This is a genomic window from Spirosoma humi (assembly GCF_054776575.1).
Window position 1 is genome coordinate 607,132 of sequence record NZ_BAAHBR010000015.1, and the last position, 17,279, is coordinate 624,410.

Annotated in this window: 17 protein-coding genes; 13 read left to right on the forward strand and 4 right to left on the reverse strand. The window is 37.6% G+C overall.

What is annotated here, in order from left to right:
- Positions 1-4 precede the first annotated feature (4 nt).
- From ACYU8Y_RS18850 to ACYU8Y_RS18910, 13 genes are all read left to right on the forward strand, one after another.
- Positions 5-2,341 (forward strand): GumC family protein, encoded by a 2,337-nt coding sequence (locus ACYU8Y_RS18850; protein WP_460939612.1) that lies wholly within the window; start codon positions 5-7, stop codon positions 2,339-2,341.
- A 117-nt stretch (positions 2,342-2,458) separates the two neighbouring features.
- Entirely contained in the window at positions 2,459-3,124 is a 666-nt protein-coding gene (locus tag ACYU8Y_RS18855) for a sugar transferase (RefSeq protein WP_460939613.1), read from the forward strand.
- A 459-nt stretch (positions 3,125-3,583) separates the two neighbouring features.
- Positions 3,584-4,150, forward strand: a complete 567-nt coding sequence (locus ACYU8Y_RS18860) for an LbetaH domain-containing protein (RefSeq protein ID WP_460939614.1) — start codon at positions 3,584-3,586, stop codon at positions 4,148-4,150.
- A gap of 42 nt (positions 4,151-4,192) precedes the next feature.
- The gene (locus ACYU8Y_RS18865; protein WP_460939616.1) at positions 4,193-5,632 is read left to right on the forward strand and encodes an oligosaccharide flippase family protein; all 1,440 of its coding nucleotides are present in this window, start codon (positions 4,193-4,195) and stop codon (positions 5,630-5,632) included.
- Positions 5,633-5,980: 348 nt separating this feature from the next.
- Entirely contained in the window at positions 5,981-6,961 is a 981-nt protein-coding gene (locus ACYU8Y_RS18870) for a hypothetical protein (protein WP_460939617.1), read from the forward strand.
- Positions 6,945-7,895, forward strand: coding sequence for a glycosyltransferase (locus tag ACYU8Y_RS18875; RefSeq protein WP_460939618.1), 951 nt, complete (start codon positions 6,945-6,947; stop codon positions 7,893-7,895). Before ACYU8Y_RS18870 ends, ACYU8Y_RS18875 begins: the two co-directional genes overlap by 17 nt.
- Before the next feature lie 68 nt (positions 7,896-7,963).
- Positions 7,964-8,887 (forward strand): hypothetical protein, encoded by a 924-nt coding sequence (locus ACYU8Y_RS18880; RefSeq protein WP_460939619.1) that lies wholly within the window; start codon positions 7,964-7,966, stop codon positions 8,885-8,887.
- Positions 8,888-8,969: 82 nt separating this feature from the next.
- Entirely contained in the window at positions 8,970-10,157 is a 1,188-nt protein-coding gene (locus tag ACYU8Y_RS18885; protein WP_460939621.1) for a glycosyltransferase family 4 protein, read from the forward strand.
- Positions 10,158-10,168: 11 nt separating this feature from the next.
- Complete coding sequence (locus ACYU8Y_RS18890) at positions 10,169-10,942, forward strand: glycosyltransferase family 2 protein (protein WP_460939623.1); 774 nt, start codon at positions 10,169-10,171, stop codon at positions 10,940-10,942.
- Positions 10,943-10,966: 24 nt separating this feature from the next.
- Complete coding sequence (locus ACYU8Y_RS18895) at positions 10,967-11,500, forward strand: acyltransferase (RefSeq protein ID WP_460939624.1); 534 nt, start codon at positions 10,967-10,969, stop codon at positions 11,498-11,500.
- A 13-nt stretch (positions 11,501-11,513) separates the two neighbouring features.
- Positions 11,514-12,302, forward strand: a complete 789-nt coding sequence (locus ACYU8Y_RS18900) for a WecB/TagA/CpsF family glycosyltransferase (protein WP_460939625.1) — start codon at positions 11,514-11,516, stop codon at positions 12,300-12,302.
- 291 nt (positions 12,303-12,593) lie between these two features.
- Positions 12,594-13,187 carry a laminin B domain-containing protein gene (locus ACYU8Y_RS18905; RefSeq protein WP_460939627.1) on the forward strand — a complete coding sequence of 198 codons (594 nt, stop codon included), beginning with the start codon at positions 12,594-12,596 and terminating at the stop codon, positions 13,185-13,187.
- A gap of 130 nt (positions 13,188-13,317) precedes the next feature.
- Positions 13,318-13,926, forward strand: a complete 609-nt coding sequence (locus ACYU8Y_RS18910; RefSeq protein WP_460939628.1) for a laminin B domain-containing protein — start codon at positions 13,318-13,320, stop codon at positions 13,924-13,926.
- 81 nt (positions 13,927-14,007) lie between these two features.
- Here the strand turns inward: ACYU8Y_RS18910 and ACYU8Y_RS18915 are convergent, their stop codons facing one another.
- The 4 genes from ACYU8Y_RS18915 to ACYU8Y_RS18930 form a co-directional block, all read right to left on the reverse strand.
- Positions 14,008-14,256: a hypothetical protein gene (locus tag ACYU8Y_RS18915; RefSeq protein ID WP_460939629.1), complete on the reverse strand. Its 249-nt coding sequence runs from the start codon at positions 14,254-14,256 to the stop codon at positions 14,008-14,010.
- A 108-nt stretch (positions 14,257-14,364) separates the two neighbouring features.
- Complete coding sequence (locus ACYU8Y_RS18920; RefSeq protein ID WP_460939630.1) at positions 14,365-14,553, reverse strand: hypothetical protein; 189 nt, start codon at positions 14,551-14,553, stop codon at positions 14,365-14,367.
- 148 nt (positions 14,554-14,701) lie between these two features.
- Positions 14,702-15,094 carry a hypothetical protein gene (locus tag ACYU8Y_RS18925; protein ID WP_460939631.1) on the reverse strand — a complete coding sequence of 131 codons (393 nt, stop codon included), beginning with the start codon at positions 15,092-15,094 and terminating at the stop codon, positions 14,702-14,704.
- A gap of 768 nt (positions 15,095-15,862) precedes the next feature.
- Positions 15,863-17,212: a GAF domain-containing sensor histidine kinase gene (locus ACYU8Y_RS18930; RefSeq protein WP_460939632.1), complete on the reverse strand. Its 1,350-nt coding sequence runs from the start codon at positions 17,210-17,212 to the stop codon at positions 15,863-15,865.
- Positions 17,213-17,279: the final 67 nt, after the last annotated feature.

Genomic DNA, 17,279 nt, shown 5'->3' on the forward strand with positions numbered 1-17,279 from the left:
TATTATGGTTACCAATACTAATCCATACACTCCCTATCAGGCATACGAAGTTGAACCTCAACCGAACCTGCGGGCCATGCTGATGCGCTATGTACGCAACTGGCCCTGGTTTGTGGTGTCGCTGGTACTGGCGCTGGGAGCGGCTTACGTTTATTTGCTGTACCAGCCCCCGGGGTATAAAGTGAAAGCCAGCCTGCTGATCAAAGACGAGAAGAAAGGCATGGGGGGTGAAAGCATGCTGAAAGAACTCGACATTTTCACACCGAGCAAAGTAGTCGAGAATGAGGTGGAAATCCTGAAATCGTACACCCTCATGGACCGGGTGGTGACGAACCTGGGCCTCGATGTCCACTACTACACACCTACCCGGACGGTGAAGAAAGAAATCTATGGTGACTCTCCCATCCGTCTGCTGGTGGAAAAACCGGTGGCCCAACTCCCCGACGAAGCGCTGGAATTTACGTTTAATGATGCGAAGACGGTGAATCTAAACGGGAGCCCCTACCCCGTGAACCAGAGCATCCAGACACCCTACGGCCAGCTCCGCGTTCTGACCCGTAAGCAACTCAATAGCAAGATGGAGCCCCTCATAGTCTCCATCGCCGATCATACCGAAACCGTAGAAGGTTACCTGGGAAATCTAACGGTTGAGCCAACGACCAAACAGGCCACCGTGCTGATGATGACCCTAGATGAAGCCGTACCCGACAAAGGGGTGGCCATCCTGAACCAGATCATTAACGAGTACAATAAAGAGGCCGTTATCGACAAAAATAAGGAAGCCGGTAACACGCTCAACTTTATCGAAAACCGCCTGGGCTTGATCTCCGGAGAGCTTTCAACGGTGGAAAAAGAAGTCGAACTCTACAAATCGACCCAGGGCATTACGGACCTGGGCGTGCAGGCGCAAACGTTTCTGAGCACAGTGAAAGACAACGATACCCAGTTGAACGAGGTCAACATTCGCCTGAGTGCCCTGGGCGATGTGGAGCGGTACCTACAGCACCAGGATGGGCAGAGTGGCCTGGCTCCCGCTACGCTGGGACTGAGTGATCCTATTTTGACGGGGCTCTTGGTAAAAGTATCCGAACTGGAAGCGAAACGTGATGAAGTGTCGCGAACCATGTCGCCCAATAACCCACTGGTTCAATCGCTGGATAGCCAGTTAAAGACCCTGAAAGCGAGCATCAACGAAAACGTGCAGACTATCCGCCAGCAACTGACCAGCAACCGGGGGCTATTGATGGCCAATAACCAGCGCCTGGAAGGCATGATCCGGACGGTACCAGGCAAAGAGCGGGCCTTGCTCAACATTACCCGCCAGCAGGCCATCAAGAACGGCCTGTATACCTACCTGTTGCAAAAGCGCGAAGAAACGGCTTTATCGGCGGCCTCTACCATTCCGGACAGCCGCATTGTGGATAGCGCGCGGGCCGGGAGCAAACCGGTAAAACCCGTAAAGATGACCATTTTCGCCATATTTGGCTTGCTGGGTCTGTTAGTTCCGGTAGGCTTTCTGACAGCGAAAGACGCCCTGAATAACCGAGTCTTACACCGGGCCGATGTAGAGGATGTAACCCAAGTGCCCATTCTGGGGGAGGTGGTTAAAAGCCGCCAGATCACCATCGACAACATGGTATTCAAACCCCGGTTGCAATCCGTCATTGGCGAACAGATCCGTACGCTTCGTACCAACCTGCACTTTTTGCGAAGCGACCCCAATGCGTCCCAGGTGGTCTTGTTTACGTCCAGCATCAGTGGCGAGGGAAAATCCTTTATGTCGCTCAACCTGGGTGCCAGCCTGGCCCTGGTGAATAACCGAACGGTTATTCTGGAAATGGACATGCGTAAGCCCAAACTCCACAAAAGCCTGCACATGGAAAATCACGTGGGCCTGAGCAATTACCTGATTGGTGAGGCTACCATCGACGAATTATTACAGCCCGTTACTGGCTACGATAACTACTTTATCATCACGGCGGGGCCGCTGCCCCCAAACCCGGCGGAGTTATTGAGTTCGCCCCGACTGGGTAAGTTGTTCGAGGAGTTGAAAGAACGCTTTGATTACGTACTGGTCGACTCCCCCCCCGTTGGCCTGGTGACAGACTCTCAACTGATTGCCCCCTATGCTGATGCAACCCTGTTTATGGTGCGCCATGATCATACGCCTAAGAACTCGATCAAGATGGTGGATGTGCTGTTCAAGGAGCAGCGTTTCCAGCGGCTCAGCATCATTCTGAACGGCGTTGGCGAAGGGGAATCCTATTACTACAATTACAACTATGGCGAATACTATGGCGGCTCTGAGAAGAAAAAATGGCTAAACAACGGTAACGCCTAAACACAACGCTGATCGCACGGGCACCCACGCTCCTGTCTGCCCCAAAGTGACTAACCAACAGAAACCAAACGCATTGCTTCCTCTCTCCACGATCAACCCAACTAAAAGTAAACTTGTATGCTTAGTCTTGACACACACTACAAACCCCTGTACGTGTACACTGAGCCTAACACCCGGCGCAGAGTAGACTACCCAACCATAGGCAAGCGAGGTTTCGATATTTGCTTTTCGCTGCTCATTACCCTATTCGTCCTCTCCTGGCTGATCCCCCTGCTGGGTGTCCTGATCAAGCTGGATTCTCCAGGACCTATTCTGTACGTACAGAAGCGTACAGGGTATAAAGGAACCTGGTTCAATTGCCTGAAATTTAGGACCATGACGCACAACCCCAAAGCTCAATTTAAACAGGCCCAGAAACAGGATAACCGGGTAACCCGGATTGGTCGATTCCTGCGCAAATCAAACCTAGATGAAATGCCCCAGTTCATCAATGTCTTATTAGGGCAGATGAGCGTGATAGGCCCCCGCCCCCATGCTGTTCAGCACGATGCCCAATTCTGGCGAGTATTACCAAAGTATGGAAGTCGTTATCGGACAAAACCAGGCATAACAGGATTAGCCCAAGTTCGTGGCTGCCGGGGTGAAACTGATGAACTAATAAAAATGGTGCATCGCGTTCGACTTGATCGATTTTACAATCGAAAAAAATCCTTTTGGTTAGATATTAAAATCTGCTGGTGGACTCTTGCATCTATGATGAAAGGGAATATAAACGCATGGTGATATAATTCGATTATATTCAGAAGATAAATTAATATTAAGAAAAGAAAAAATCTCACAGATAATTAATTCAACGTATACAAATGAAATATTAATATTCCCGATTAGCATAAAAATTTGTTAAACGAAACCTGGGTATTAAATAGATTTTAAATACGTGAAATTACTTCTACTTATGAGGTGTATAACTCTACATGAGTACTCGAAAATTACAAAAACAATTATAAATTTAATATATTAAATTTATAACATATACGAACACCCAAAAATATACATTTACAGCAATAAGCGTGTGCTAACAAAAAATTTAAATCTTAATTATACATAACAACTATGAAAATATACAAATTGGCAACAAAGTTATATTATCTAATGCATAGCATATACTTTAACTTTCACTATCTACCTATCAAACAAGCAATAAAATTGCCAATAATTGTATATAAACCAAAATTTTTTAGCATGAAAGGTAAAGTCAAAATAAACGCCGATACACTATATTTTGGCATGATCAGATTAGGAGGATATGATGTTTCAATATATGAAAACAATTCAGGAATAATTTGGGAAAATCATGGTGGTGAGGTTATTTTTAATAAAAATTGTGTTATGGGAAATGGGGCAGCTATTTCTATTGGAGAAAATGGAACACTGAACATTGGAGAAAACTTTAAATCTACAGTAAGATGTAAAATAATTGCATACAAATTAATAAAATTTGGAGAAAATACTTTAGTTGGCTGGGATTGTCTATTTGTAGACACAGATTTTCACGCATTAACTAATATAGAAACGGGAAATAAAATGCTTGCAGTAGCTCCAATAATCATCGGAAAGAATAATTGGTTTGCAATGAAATGTATAATTCTAAAAAATACGGAAACACCAGACTTCTGTACTATAGGAGCTAATTCGTTACTGAACAAAAAATACAACAAAAATCCATATTGTTTGATCGCTGGCAACCCTGCAAGTATAAAGAGAAACGGTCTGTACCGAAATCCAAATCATGACAAAGTTGATTACTAATAAATTCTGCTATTGAACTTTAAAATACCAACTAAATAAACCATGAGTGTTACAAAAAACTTTATTTATAATAGTGTACTGCTAATATCTCAATATTTAATTCCGATTATAATATATCCGTACATCTCTAGAATTTTTGGAGTAGATAAAATAGGAATAGTTAATTGGGTAGACAACACAATAAACTACTTTATTTTATTTAGTATGTTGGGGCTAACGTTAACAGGAATAAGAGAAACTGCAAAACACAAAAATGATATCAAAATGTTGAGTAATGTTTTTGCAGAATTAATTATTATTCACATGTTATTAACGTTATTCATCACAATCGTATATATATACATAATCTTAAATAACGATAAATTCAATGAACACAAAAACTTATATTTTATTGGTGTAATTAAATTAATATTTAATGTATTTCTAATTGAATGGTACTTTAGGGGAACGGAAAACTTTAAATTTATCTTAAATAGATCAATAATAATAAAAATCATATATGTAATATCAATATTTATTTTCGTAAAAAGAAAAGAAGATTATACAATATATTTCACAATTACTTGTTTAATCACTTTGACAAGCGCTATTGTGAACTGTTGGTATGCATTCAAAGAAATAAAATTTTCCTTCAAAAGACTAAACATACAACGTCATCTTAAAACTTACTTTACAGTTGGAATCTACTTAATTTTAACTAGCATGTATACTACTTTCAACATAACATATTTAGGACTAGTATCAAATGATATCTCCGTTGGATATTATACTACAGCTCTTAAATTATATACAATTATTTTAGGAATTTTTTCCGCGCTAAATACAGTAGTAATTCCTAAATTATCATCATTAATAGCAGAAAAAAAGTACAATAATTTTGATGAATTGGTAGACAAATCTTTAACTTTCATCATAACATTAAGTTTTCCTGTAATAATCTGCGGAATAACTCTAGCTCCACAAATAATACTCTTGCTATCAGGTCCTGGATTCGAAAAATCAATAATTTGCTTTAGAATAATTATTCCACTAATTTTTATTGTGGGAATCGCTCAAATTTTATCAAATCAAATCTTAATGTCCATAAAAAAAGATAAGGAACTCGCATACATCTCCTTATTTGGCGCATTGGTAGGTATAACATTGAATGTATTATTAGTACCTAAACTCCGAGAAGTTGGAACATCATTAGTAGTTCTAATATCAGAGTTACTAGTAACAGCTACATTGTATGCACTTTGCAAAAAAATTACTAAATTAAAGTTTCCACTTAATAATTTAAAATTAAATATATTAGCTTCATTGCCATATTTTTTCATTTGTAGAGCCGTAATTAATAATATCAAAAATACAGAGTTTTGTGTAATTCTATCAGCAATCATATGTGCTATATATTTCATCTTTTCGCAAAAATATTTAATTAAAAATAAAGTTATTCTAAATCAAATGGACAAAATAAAAATATTATACATTAATCAGTAAAAAACTACTTTCATTGAAATGTGAGTGCGCTCTTAATGAATATATCCAAGTACAAAATTAGCCGTCATTCACAATAAAATGAAAACTTGTTAATGAAATAAAAAGATGAAATATGTTATTATTTTACTCGTTGTAATCACCTCTATTAATTTTTGGTCTTTCAGCTTAATACCTGATTACATAAATAAAGACTTACAACTAATTATATCATTGTATTTTGTGTATAAAATCTTTATGCAAAAAAGAATGGTAACAAAAAATATGCATTTTCATAAGTATATCTTATTATTAGTATTAGCTCAGTTATTAAGCACAATCCCCTGCTATCTTATTCACAACCAGCCATTTATGCTTTCAATGCTTATTCAACGAGCATTACTCGGTTGGCTATTTTATTTTATCCTTCACTATTATAAAATACAGGCAGAAAAACTAAATAAAATAATTTTGATTGTAGGAGTCATTTGGATTATTCTTACTTTTTTACAGCAATACACATTTCCAAATTATTGGTTCTTTACGAGAGGTGAAGATGTTGAAAAACTAGAAACTAGATTTGGTTTATATAGATATGCAATTGCCGGAGAATATTATGTTATACTAGCATTTTATACAGCTTTTGTTAAATATTTTTCCACTAAATCTATTAAAAGTCTCTTTTTACTTATCACTTTTCTATTCGGTATATATCTAACAGTTACAAGGCAAATAATTGTATCCAGTGTTTTTTGTATGTTTATTTATCCAATCTTTATCAGTAAAGTAAGAGTAAAAACTAGAATCCTTATATTATCTGTAATTTCTCTTTTCGTTTTTTTAGTATATTTAAATAGAGACTATCTATTTGGTTCAATGATAATGGCTACTAACGAGCAGTTAGATGATAATGTGAGATACGCGGCATATCAGTTTTTTCTATTTGAGCATTGGGATCACTGGATAACTTATATATTTGGTAATGGTATTGCCCATATAGATTCGTCATACGGAAAATACATATTCGGTAAGATCGAAAATCAAGGTATTATTCAAGGAGATATAGGAATAATCGGAATTCTTAGCCAATATGGTATATTTTATATATTTATTACAACCGCGTTAATAATGAATTCAATAAAACCCATTTTTCGAAAAATTCCATCAGATTTGAAGTTATTTTTTATAAATTTACTAATGATTATTCCTCTAATATTCTTTTTTAGAAACTTTTCAGGATATATATTTGGTTCAATTATTTTATATTTATGTGATTACTATTATAAAACATCATTAAGTAATGTAAATCATAAACTAAGTTTAAAACAATTGAAATATGACTATACCCACTAATGACTTTATTGGAATAATTATTTTAAATTATAATAATCCAATAGCTACCAAGAATTGTATAGAGTCCGTCACTAAATATTCAAGTGATTCAAAAATTAAGTTATTAATTGTCGATAACTTCTCAACACAAAATTCAAAAAATGAATTACTAAAAATATTATTTAATATTGACAAAGATTTTGTCAATATTAATAACTTTCGTAAAGGCAAAGAAATGATATTAGGTAAAATTAATTTCATTCAAACTCCAGCAAACAATGGGTATGCATATGGTAATAACTACGGCTTAAGCATAGTTTATAACGATCCAGAAATCAAATATATAATGATCCTAAACAATGATATTTTATTCACTCAGAACATTTTCCCCACTTTACTAAACTTTATAGATTTAAAAACTGACGCTGCTGTTGTTTCACCCCTACTATATGATAAAAATGGAAAAATTGATTATGATTGTGCGCGAAAAAGAATAACTCCAAAAATTTTGTTCGCAAAACTTACCATATTAGGCAAATTACATTACTTCAAAAAGTCAATGCTTGAGCTAAAAATACTTTTAAAAAATCCAACATGGGTTAGAAAAGATTTTTTCAAAATAGATTTGCCATCAGGTTCATGCATGTTGTCCCATAAAATTAACTTTTATAAAATTGGAGGATTTGACCCAAAAACATTTTTGTATTATGAAGAAGATATCTTAAGTTACAAGATTCAAAAAGCGGGTCTAAGTTCTTATTTAATCCCAACTGTGTCCTGTATACATTTGGGGGGGAATACAATTCAATTAGAAAAAAACAGCTTCATCAAAAAATGTTACGATAACAGTGCACTTTATTTTTCAAAGAAATACTTAAAGATCCCAATGATTTATTATTTAATATTATACATGTATGTAAAGATTAGAATTATTAAAAATGTATTTGCTGGATAAATATTAAATTTTGCCAGCAAATACATTAACATCACTCAAAAGTCATTTGCATGTTAACATGAAATTTTATGAAATATTTTATAAGTAGTTTCAAAAATTCACATACCAAAAAAATACTTTATGTATTTTATATTAAATACTTAACTATTAGATATGGAATTAACGCTAGAAAAATAGAAAAAAAAATACAAAAGTTAAATAATTATGGTACTCGGAAGTCGAATGACAATGTAATGGTTTCTGTAACGAGTTATGGAGAACGATTAAATAATATTCATCTAATGTTGTATTCTCTTTTAACACAATCTTTTAAACCAAATAGAATTATTTTGTGGTTATCAAAAGACGAATTTCCAAATCTTGAAAAAGACCTGCCCAGTTCACTTATAAGTCTTAAGGCATTTGGTATAGAAATTGAGTGGTGTAAAGATTTGAGATCTTACACAAAACTTGTTCCTGCTTTAATTAAATACCCCGAGTATACATTAGTAACTGCCGATGATGATGTTTTTTATAAAAATGATTGGCTTGAAAAATTATACTATTCTTTTCTAAAAGCTCCAAATTATATACACGCTCATATAGCAACAAAGATTACTTTAAATCAATTTAACTATCCAATTGATTACTCATGCTGGAAGAGTTCTTCTCAAGGATCCGTTACTTTCAAAAATTTTTTAAAAGGTGTTGGTGGAGTATTATACCCACCTAACAGCCTGCATCAAGATACTACTAGAGATGATTTATTTTTGAAACTATCACCAAGTGCTGATGATATATGGTTTTGGGCAATGGCAATATTAAATGGTACAAAAATAAAAGTAGTAGAGAACAATATAATAGATTGTCGGTATACGGATGTTGAAATAGTCTTAGGAGGATTGTCAAAAAGTCTCCATGAAATTAATGTTAAAGAGAGACAGAATGACAGTCAAATAGTGAATGTTATGAAATATTACCCTCAAATAGTAAATCATTTATGTGAATCATAAACTGAATGAATGCCCTTACAGCCCTTTAATTAAACTAGTAATAGTGCATCCGCTTATTTGTACTTCACATACTAACATAAAAATGAAAATTTTAATAACTCATTTAGACTTTAACGCATATTTTCCTCTTAGGCTTAAGCATTTTAAAACTTTCCTAGAAAATAGAGGCCATGAACTTTTTATCGTTGAGTCAATTGGAAAACCTATGTTATATGAATTTTCTAACGTTGATAAAATAGGATTGAATATTATTACTTTATTTCCTAATAAATCTTATAAAGATGTAACAATTAAAGGTATAAAATCGAAACTTACAAGAATTCTTAATCAACTTAATCCAGATGTTATTCTTGTTGGCACAATTGTTTTTCCTCCATCAGCCACAGCCATACAATGGGCGAAAAGGCATCGTAAAGGGATTGTTGTGTTTGAAAATGCAAGAAAAGATACTTTCCCTAGGAGCAAATTAAATAATTGGATAAAAAAAATAATATTCAGAAACATTGAAGCTTTTTTATGCCCTTCTAATTCTTATGATGATAGCTTAATATATTGGGGATTTAAGAAAGAACAAATATTTTATGGTTTAAACGTTACAGATAACAAGTTCTGGGAAGAGAAAGTAGAAAACATTAATTTCAAACATTTACCAGAGCAATATTTTTTAACGGTTGGCAGACAAATGGAGTTTAAAAATTTGTCTTTTTATATTGATTCATATATTCAGTATAGAAATAGTGGTGGCAGTATACCCCTTGTAATGGTTGGTGAAGGCCCTTGTCATAATGATTTAGTTGAAAGGAATAGATTGGGAAAAGAAATTATATTTCTCCCTTTTCAGGATTATGAACATATCAGAGAATTATTTATTAACGCGAGGGCATTATTTTTGCCAAGCTTTAAGAAGGAAACTTGGGGACTAATAGTTAATGAAGCGATGGCTGCAGGGACGATTGTCGCTGTTAGTACAGATTGTGGTTGTTGTGACACTCTTGTACAGAATAATGTTAATGGTTTTTCATTTAATCCTTTAGATTCAGCTGACTTAATTGATGTTATGTACAAAATAGAGAATCTAGAACCAACTGCCTTTAAAAATATGAAATGTAGTAATAAGTCTATAATTAGTGCATGGGGATTAGACCGTTTTTCAGAAGGAGCGTATGATGCAGCTGTATACGCGAATAATAATCGGTTGAGAGGTTCTATATTTGATACGATTATTATTAATTTATGGAATGGACAACTAAAGGCGGAGTCAATAAAATAATTTAATGAATTATGGTAGACACCATCAAAGCTAAATCGATAGTAAGAAGGAATGATGATTTTCCCCTTATTTCTATCATTACAGTTGTATACAACGGAATTATTAATATAGAAGAGACAATCCTGAGTGTTATCAATCAAACTTATAGTAATATAGAATATATTATTATTGATGGGGGTAGTACTGATGGAACTCTTAGTATTATAAAAAGGTATGAAAAAGACATTACCTTTTTAGTTTCTGAATCAGATGAAGGCATTTACGATGCAATGAACAAAGGTATTCTATTATCAACAGGCAAATGGATTCTATTCATGAATTGTGGTGATTACTTTCCACACAATAACGTTATCAATACTGTCTTTTCTCTCGATGATTATATAGATATAGATATTATTTATGGCAATTCTGTAATGATTGACATCAATGGGAAACTACATGAAAAAATAGCAAGAGATGATGTTAAAGAGTTGTGTGTACATCCTATTTACCGACACGGGGCTTCTTTTGTCAAGTCTTCTCTTCATAAAAATTTTCTTTTCGAAATTAATTTATCAAGTAAATTTTCATATAGCTTAGATTTCTTAAATATTTACAAGTTCTTTCTCACTGGAAAGAAATTTCAAAAAGTAGATGTATCAATCGTAGTATTTTTAAAGGATGGTGTGTCTAACAGTTTATTCAAAAACATATGGTATAATTTTCTAATTACTACCAATGGCATTAAATCACCTCTTGAAATACTAAATTGGATGTTTAAGTTAGTAAGGTATAAATTATTTTAACAAAAATTTTAAAGTATTCATGAAATGATTCTGCTACAATGTAAATTTTTCTTAATTGAGTTTTTAAACATATCTATCAATTTTATTCCTATAAAAAGTCGACATATTTATTTAAAGATTTTTAGATTTGATATTTCAAAAAGTTCCGCCATACATAGGAATGTTAAGTTTTTCCATATTGGAAAACTAAAGATAGGGCACAATTCTACTGTTAATTTTGGTTGTTACTTAGACAATCGAAGAGGAATTTATATTGGTAATAATGTAGGTGTTGCCCATGATACTAAAATATACACTTTAGGTCATAATCTTAATAGCCCATTTTTTGAAACAAAAGGTTCTGCTGTTCATATTGAAGATAACGCGTTTGTTTTCTCTAATTGTTTGATTATGCCAGGTGTAAGGATTAAAGAAGGTGCTATTATTTTACCGGGTAGTATTGTAACAAAGGATGTGGATCCTTATACAATAGTCGGAGGTAATCCTGCAAAGTTTATTAAATACAGAAATCCTGAGATTGGCTACTTACACAAGTATAAATATTTTTTTGCATTATAAATTAATCTTCTCCATGAAGAAAGTTTCAATTTTAAATATTGATTTGATCAATATTTCTCAACAAGAACTTCTTTACCGCTTAAAAAGTGGAGTTTTATTAACTCCCAACGTTGATCATTTAGTAAAATTACAAAAGGAAAAAGCTTTTGTAGATATATATAATAAAGCTGAATGGGTAGTTTGTGACAGCAAAATAGTTTTTTGGGGCTTAAAGTTTTTAGGCAATCCAATCAAAGAAGTCATTGCGGGATCGTCTTTTTTTCCTGCTTATTGTGATTACCATAAAAACAGCCATGATGTGAAGATTTTTTTATTAGGTGCGGCACCTGGTATTGCAGATAAAGCGATGAATAAAATCAACTCTAGGCTTGAAAAAAATATCATTGTCGGAGCTCATTCTCCATCATATGGTTTTGAGAGAAATCACGATGAATGTGAAGATATCGTTTCAATTATAAATCATTCAAATGCTAATGTACTAGTCGTTGGAGTTGGCGCCCCTAAACAAGAGCATTGGATTTATAAATACAAACATAGATTGGTGAATATTGATTTATTCATGGCTCTAGGCGCCACTATTGATTTTGAAGCCGGAAATATTAAACGTGCACCTAAAATATTTAGACTATTGACACTTGAATGGTTTTATCGAATGGTGAATGACCCAAAGAGATTGTTAAAGCGCTATTTAATTGACGATATCCCATTCTTTTATTATTTAATCAGACAACGATTTGGCATTTACAAAGCGCCTTTTGTAAATCCTTTAAATGATGTGATTGAAGAAGTCGTCTCTAAATAGAGGGAGGACTTCTTCAATAAATTAGTTTACCATGAATAAATATTTTATAGTTAGCTTCTAATGTTGACTCATATTGTCATGGCACCGTTTGTCTAATCTTATTGCATTTAACTCTATGGACGAAAGATTTACCTTAAAAATATGTTTTTCTTAAATCTTTTATAGCCTCATTTATTTTAATTTGTATTTCTACCTTTTCATATAAATATTAACAAAAGAAATAATTGATTTTTATTCCATTCAGGTTATTTCAAAAATAACTAAAGTTTAATTTAAATATTTATAACTTCAGTGTTTACTAATAAAGGGATAGTTACATTCTACAGCCTCGCGTTCTTGTATGGGTCACTGTTAACATTTATTTCTGGCTGCACGGAGTTTAGTATCAACACTATAACGTATCCTGGCTTTAACGGCTTTGATGCCAATGACGAGAGATGGTATGTAAGTGAAGGGGGAATTGGTAGCTATAGCATTATGGGCGGCAATCCAGATGGCTATGTCATCGGAACGGACAACTCATCTGGGATTTGGTATTTTATTGCCTCTAACGGCTTTGTGGGCGAAGCTCGAAGAAGCTATGGTCGGACACTTTGTTTTGATCTGAAGCAGTCGGCAACCGACTTTCAAAGCGATACTAATGATGATATTATTCTGACAAATGGCATAACTACCCTTACCTTCGATACAGCTTATAATCCGAAAACAACCTGGACGCACTATTCAGTTAAGCTGGATGACACGAATGGGTGGAAGAAAGGATCGTCAAACGCTACCAAAGAAGATATGCAGACTGTACTACAAAATTTAACTGACTTACGAATTCGTGGGGAGTTCAGAGCTGGGCCCGATCGAGGTGGTTTGGATAATGTCACCCTTTATTAAGTTTGCCCCCTTCGTATTCAGCTGAACAGGCCATCGGTAGTCATTTAATTCTTGCAGGGCACAGATTATTTACAACTTTTTAGGCTTGACTGGTATCTTCATGTTGATAATAACCAAAAATCAACAACTTATGAAGTTATTAGGCTCTAATCCAGAAAAAGTTGTCTTTTATAAATTTGCGGTTGTTGGTGGGCTGCTTCTGGCTTTACTCATTGGGTGTTATCGATTTACGCTTACTCCACTGGACCCGCCTGATTCGAATTCTTTCGACGAGGGGGATCAGGGCTGGCGGATTAGTGAAGGGGGCGTCGGGGGATTCAGCGCTACGGGCGGCTATCCCGGCGGCTACATGGCCGGTTCGGATAACCTGGATCCTATTCAAACCTTGTGGTATTTTGTTGCACCCGATCGATTTATGGCTGAGGTCAGGAAAGGCTATGGCAAAACGCTGCGCTTCGATCTGATCCAATCGGGCACCGACGAGCAACGGTTTTCTGAGGATGTAATCCTGACGGATGGGAAGAACACCCTCACCTTTGATACGGCCTATAACCCCAATACCACCTGGACCAGCTATGCCATCAAGCTGGATGAACTAAGTGGATGGAAAAAGGGGAATAAGCAGGCAACCAAAGCCGATATACAGGCGGTGTTAAAGAATCTAACGGAGTTGCGGATTCGGGGTGAGTATAAGTCTGGTCCTGATGATGGCGGCCTCGATAATGTAGCGATCTTTTAGGGGCGCACGCGTCTGAATAACCTGCTATCACGCTACCGGGCACTCGTCGGACGTTCATCCATCGTTTACTATCGACCCTGGCTACTGCTGATGTACCCGATGCGGGCTGTTGACGGGGCGGCACAGCGCTCCAATCTTCCTGAACTGGCTAATTACTTCGTCCACACGGTGGGTATCATCGAGGGGAAGGGAAAAGGTTTCTCCGCTCAATAGGGCATGTGTCCGGTCGTAGGCATCGAGCATCGTCAGATGAAAATAGTCCTGAAAAAGCTGGACTGACGTTATCTTACGGTAGCCTACCTGCCAGCCATAAAAAAGTACATAGCTCATACATCTACATGTATAATTTTGTCAATGTACGAAGAAAGGAAGGCTATGGTTTTCTCGAAAGTATGTGCTGTTTGTAAAAAATATCAACTTATAAAGTCCAGCCATTGGCTACCCGATCGGTCGGGTGAGTAACAGCCAGGCCAGTAAACAGGCCACCAGCAAATACAGCATGCCAGCGGCTGTGCATTTGGTCTGGCAGTAGCTCCCCTGCTTGGTTGTCAGGGCTTCGTGAAAGAAAGTAATTGTCAGGACGACTTGCAGAAACACCGACAGGATGATAGCCAGGGCAACGTTCATCTAGAAGCACTCGTTTTTATCAATATGTATTTACGCGGAGAGAGTATTTTTACCCTTACAGTTTACTTAAGTACTCCCCATGTTTACAGTTCCACAGGGCTACCACAGAAAACAAAAGGCATCTGCCATGAACAGCACAGCGCTGGCATTAGCTAGCGGGTTGATTGATCAACAGGCTCATGGTTTGCGCCCGTTGGTTTAACCGAGTAAGTACACGGGTATGATTCGTCAGCTTCCGGCATTGCTGCCAGGTAGAGCCGGAGTCAGGCATATCGGCCTGGTCCATGTCCTGCACGAGCATTTCCAGCTCCTGATGCATTCGTCCCAGCAGCTTTCTCAACTGACCAATCGGACATTGGCCCGGATTGATATGGTAAACGGCGTTCAGACCCGGCTCTTCACTGATTTGGGCGGCATAGGGCCGTAATTGATTATAGTGATTATAAAAAGCGGACGCGGCCTCAAACCAGTTTGTCAAAATCGTGGTGTATGTCGATTGATCTATTGACTGCTTATTGCTGCGATGGGTTTTACCTTCCATGTAAACGTCTTATTTAATCTTTAGACCTCTCTTCTACTGAAATGTCATTGTAGTCATTAACAAATTTAACTATTTTCATAATAAGTAAAAGTGCTCATTAAAGATTTACGTATAATTAAATAAATATACCTCTATGTTCTCCTTCATGCTTTTAGTAGCAATAATAGAGCCAAACAGGAGAAAATATTTTATTTATGATACCGCTCAAGGCTATACGTGCACAAAAATTAGTGCTTAAATTTAACTGGATATCCATTTTCAGGCCGTTACTTATCCCTTATCTCTGGGTCTTATGGGAATATCTATCCCATAAATAACAAGGCCCGACCTAACCAGTCGGGCTTTTTTGTTGGCGATACCACTTTTTTTGGGGGTCGGCGGAGTAATTGCTCGTCGGCAATGCCACAGGTAGATCACATACTGCGTATCGGCTTTACAATCGTGGGTTTTGTCGACTCATCTATTTTGTGGAATAGGCCTCAAACGCTGACTCTTCTGGGGTCAGCGTTTTTTTATAAAAAAACAGCCGTCATCTACAAGATGACAGCTGTACATATTCCACCATTCACTGCATACAGCAGTTGGTGGTAGTTACGTCGGTTCGATAATAAAGTTTAAACGAGTGAGGTAACGGGCCTAGACCAATGCAGCCATCACCCAAAAGGCAACGGCTGTGCGTATCATCTTAATGTTAGACTAACTTCTTCGTTACCAGCGACCTGAACGCTTGTTGGAAAATCGGAGCGTATTAGTAGGTAGAGGACATACTCACGAACAGGGCAGAAACAGACTGAAGGTAGCCCCATGCCCTGCTTCGCTGCGTGCGCTGATAAACCCACCATGATTGGCGGCTACCTTCTCGCACACGGCCAGACCGATGCCCGTACCATCGAACTCACTTTTACCGTGCAGGCGCTGAAAAATCTGAAAAATACGATCCACATATTTCTCGTCGAAACCAATTCCATTGTCCGACACCTCGATGCAATGATAGGCCAGTGCACTGCCCAGAGTCGTTTTCCTGCCAGCTGGCAGGTGGTCGGCGGAAACCCACCGGGCCGTTACCTGTATGATAGGCTGCGTATCGTTGCGTCGAAACTTGAGCGCATTGGTCAGCAAATTCTGGAACAACTGGCCAAGTTGAGAGGCATCTCCCGGCACAGTCGGCAACGGACCGACCTGTACATCTGCGCCACTGTTGGCAATGGTCAGTTCCAGATCAATCAATACAGCTTTCACGACTTCGTTGAGGGACACCTCGGCGGTAGTTTCGCGCTGGGTGTGGATGCGCGAGTAGCTGAGCAGGTCACGGATGAGCGTCGACATGCGGGCGGCTGCACCCTGCATTCGCTCCAGATAAACCACTCCTCCGCCAATCTGGTCGGCATATTGGTCTTTCAGCAAATCACCGAACGACTGCACCTTACGCAGGGGCTCCTGTAAGTCGTGGCTGGCGATGTAGGCAAACTGTTGCAGGTTTTCGTTTGATCGGGAGAGCAGGTTGTTGGAAGTGAGCAGGGCTTCATTGGCCGTCGCCAGTTCCTGCGTCCGTTGCTTGACCTGCTGCTCCAGTTCTGCCGAGAGGGCCGCGTATCGTTCTTCACTTTGTTTCAGGGCCTTGTTGAAACGCCTAAGCTCCAGCAGGCTGACCACTTGTTTGGCCAGGATTTTTAACGCGTCCAGTTGCGGCTGACTTATTTGCCTGGGTTGATGGTCAATGATGCAGAGCGACCCCAGCATAAAGCCATCCGAATCAATCAAGGGTACTCCCGCATAAAACACTACGTGCGGCTCTCCCGTTACGAAGGGGTTGCTGGCAAAGCGTTCGTCCTCTCTTGAATCCATCACGACCAGTGCTTCTTCCGGATCGACCAGCTCATGATAGCTACAAAACGCGTACTCCCGCGGTGTTTCCCGAATGTCGATTCCATAGCTGGCCTTAAACCACTGGCGTTTTTCTCCCAAAAGACTAATCAGCGAAACGGGCATCTGGCAAATCTGGGAAGCCAGCTTGACAAGATCATCGTAGGCCTGCTCGGGTATCGAATCCAGTATATCGTACCTTTTTAAAGCCTCTAATCGATTACTTTCTTCGTCTGGAAATGGCGGAATACGCATGGGGTAGTAACAAAAGAGAGTTGTATTAACAACCTGAGTAGCAAAGAGCCAGTAAGGGTCAATTTGT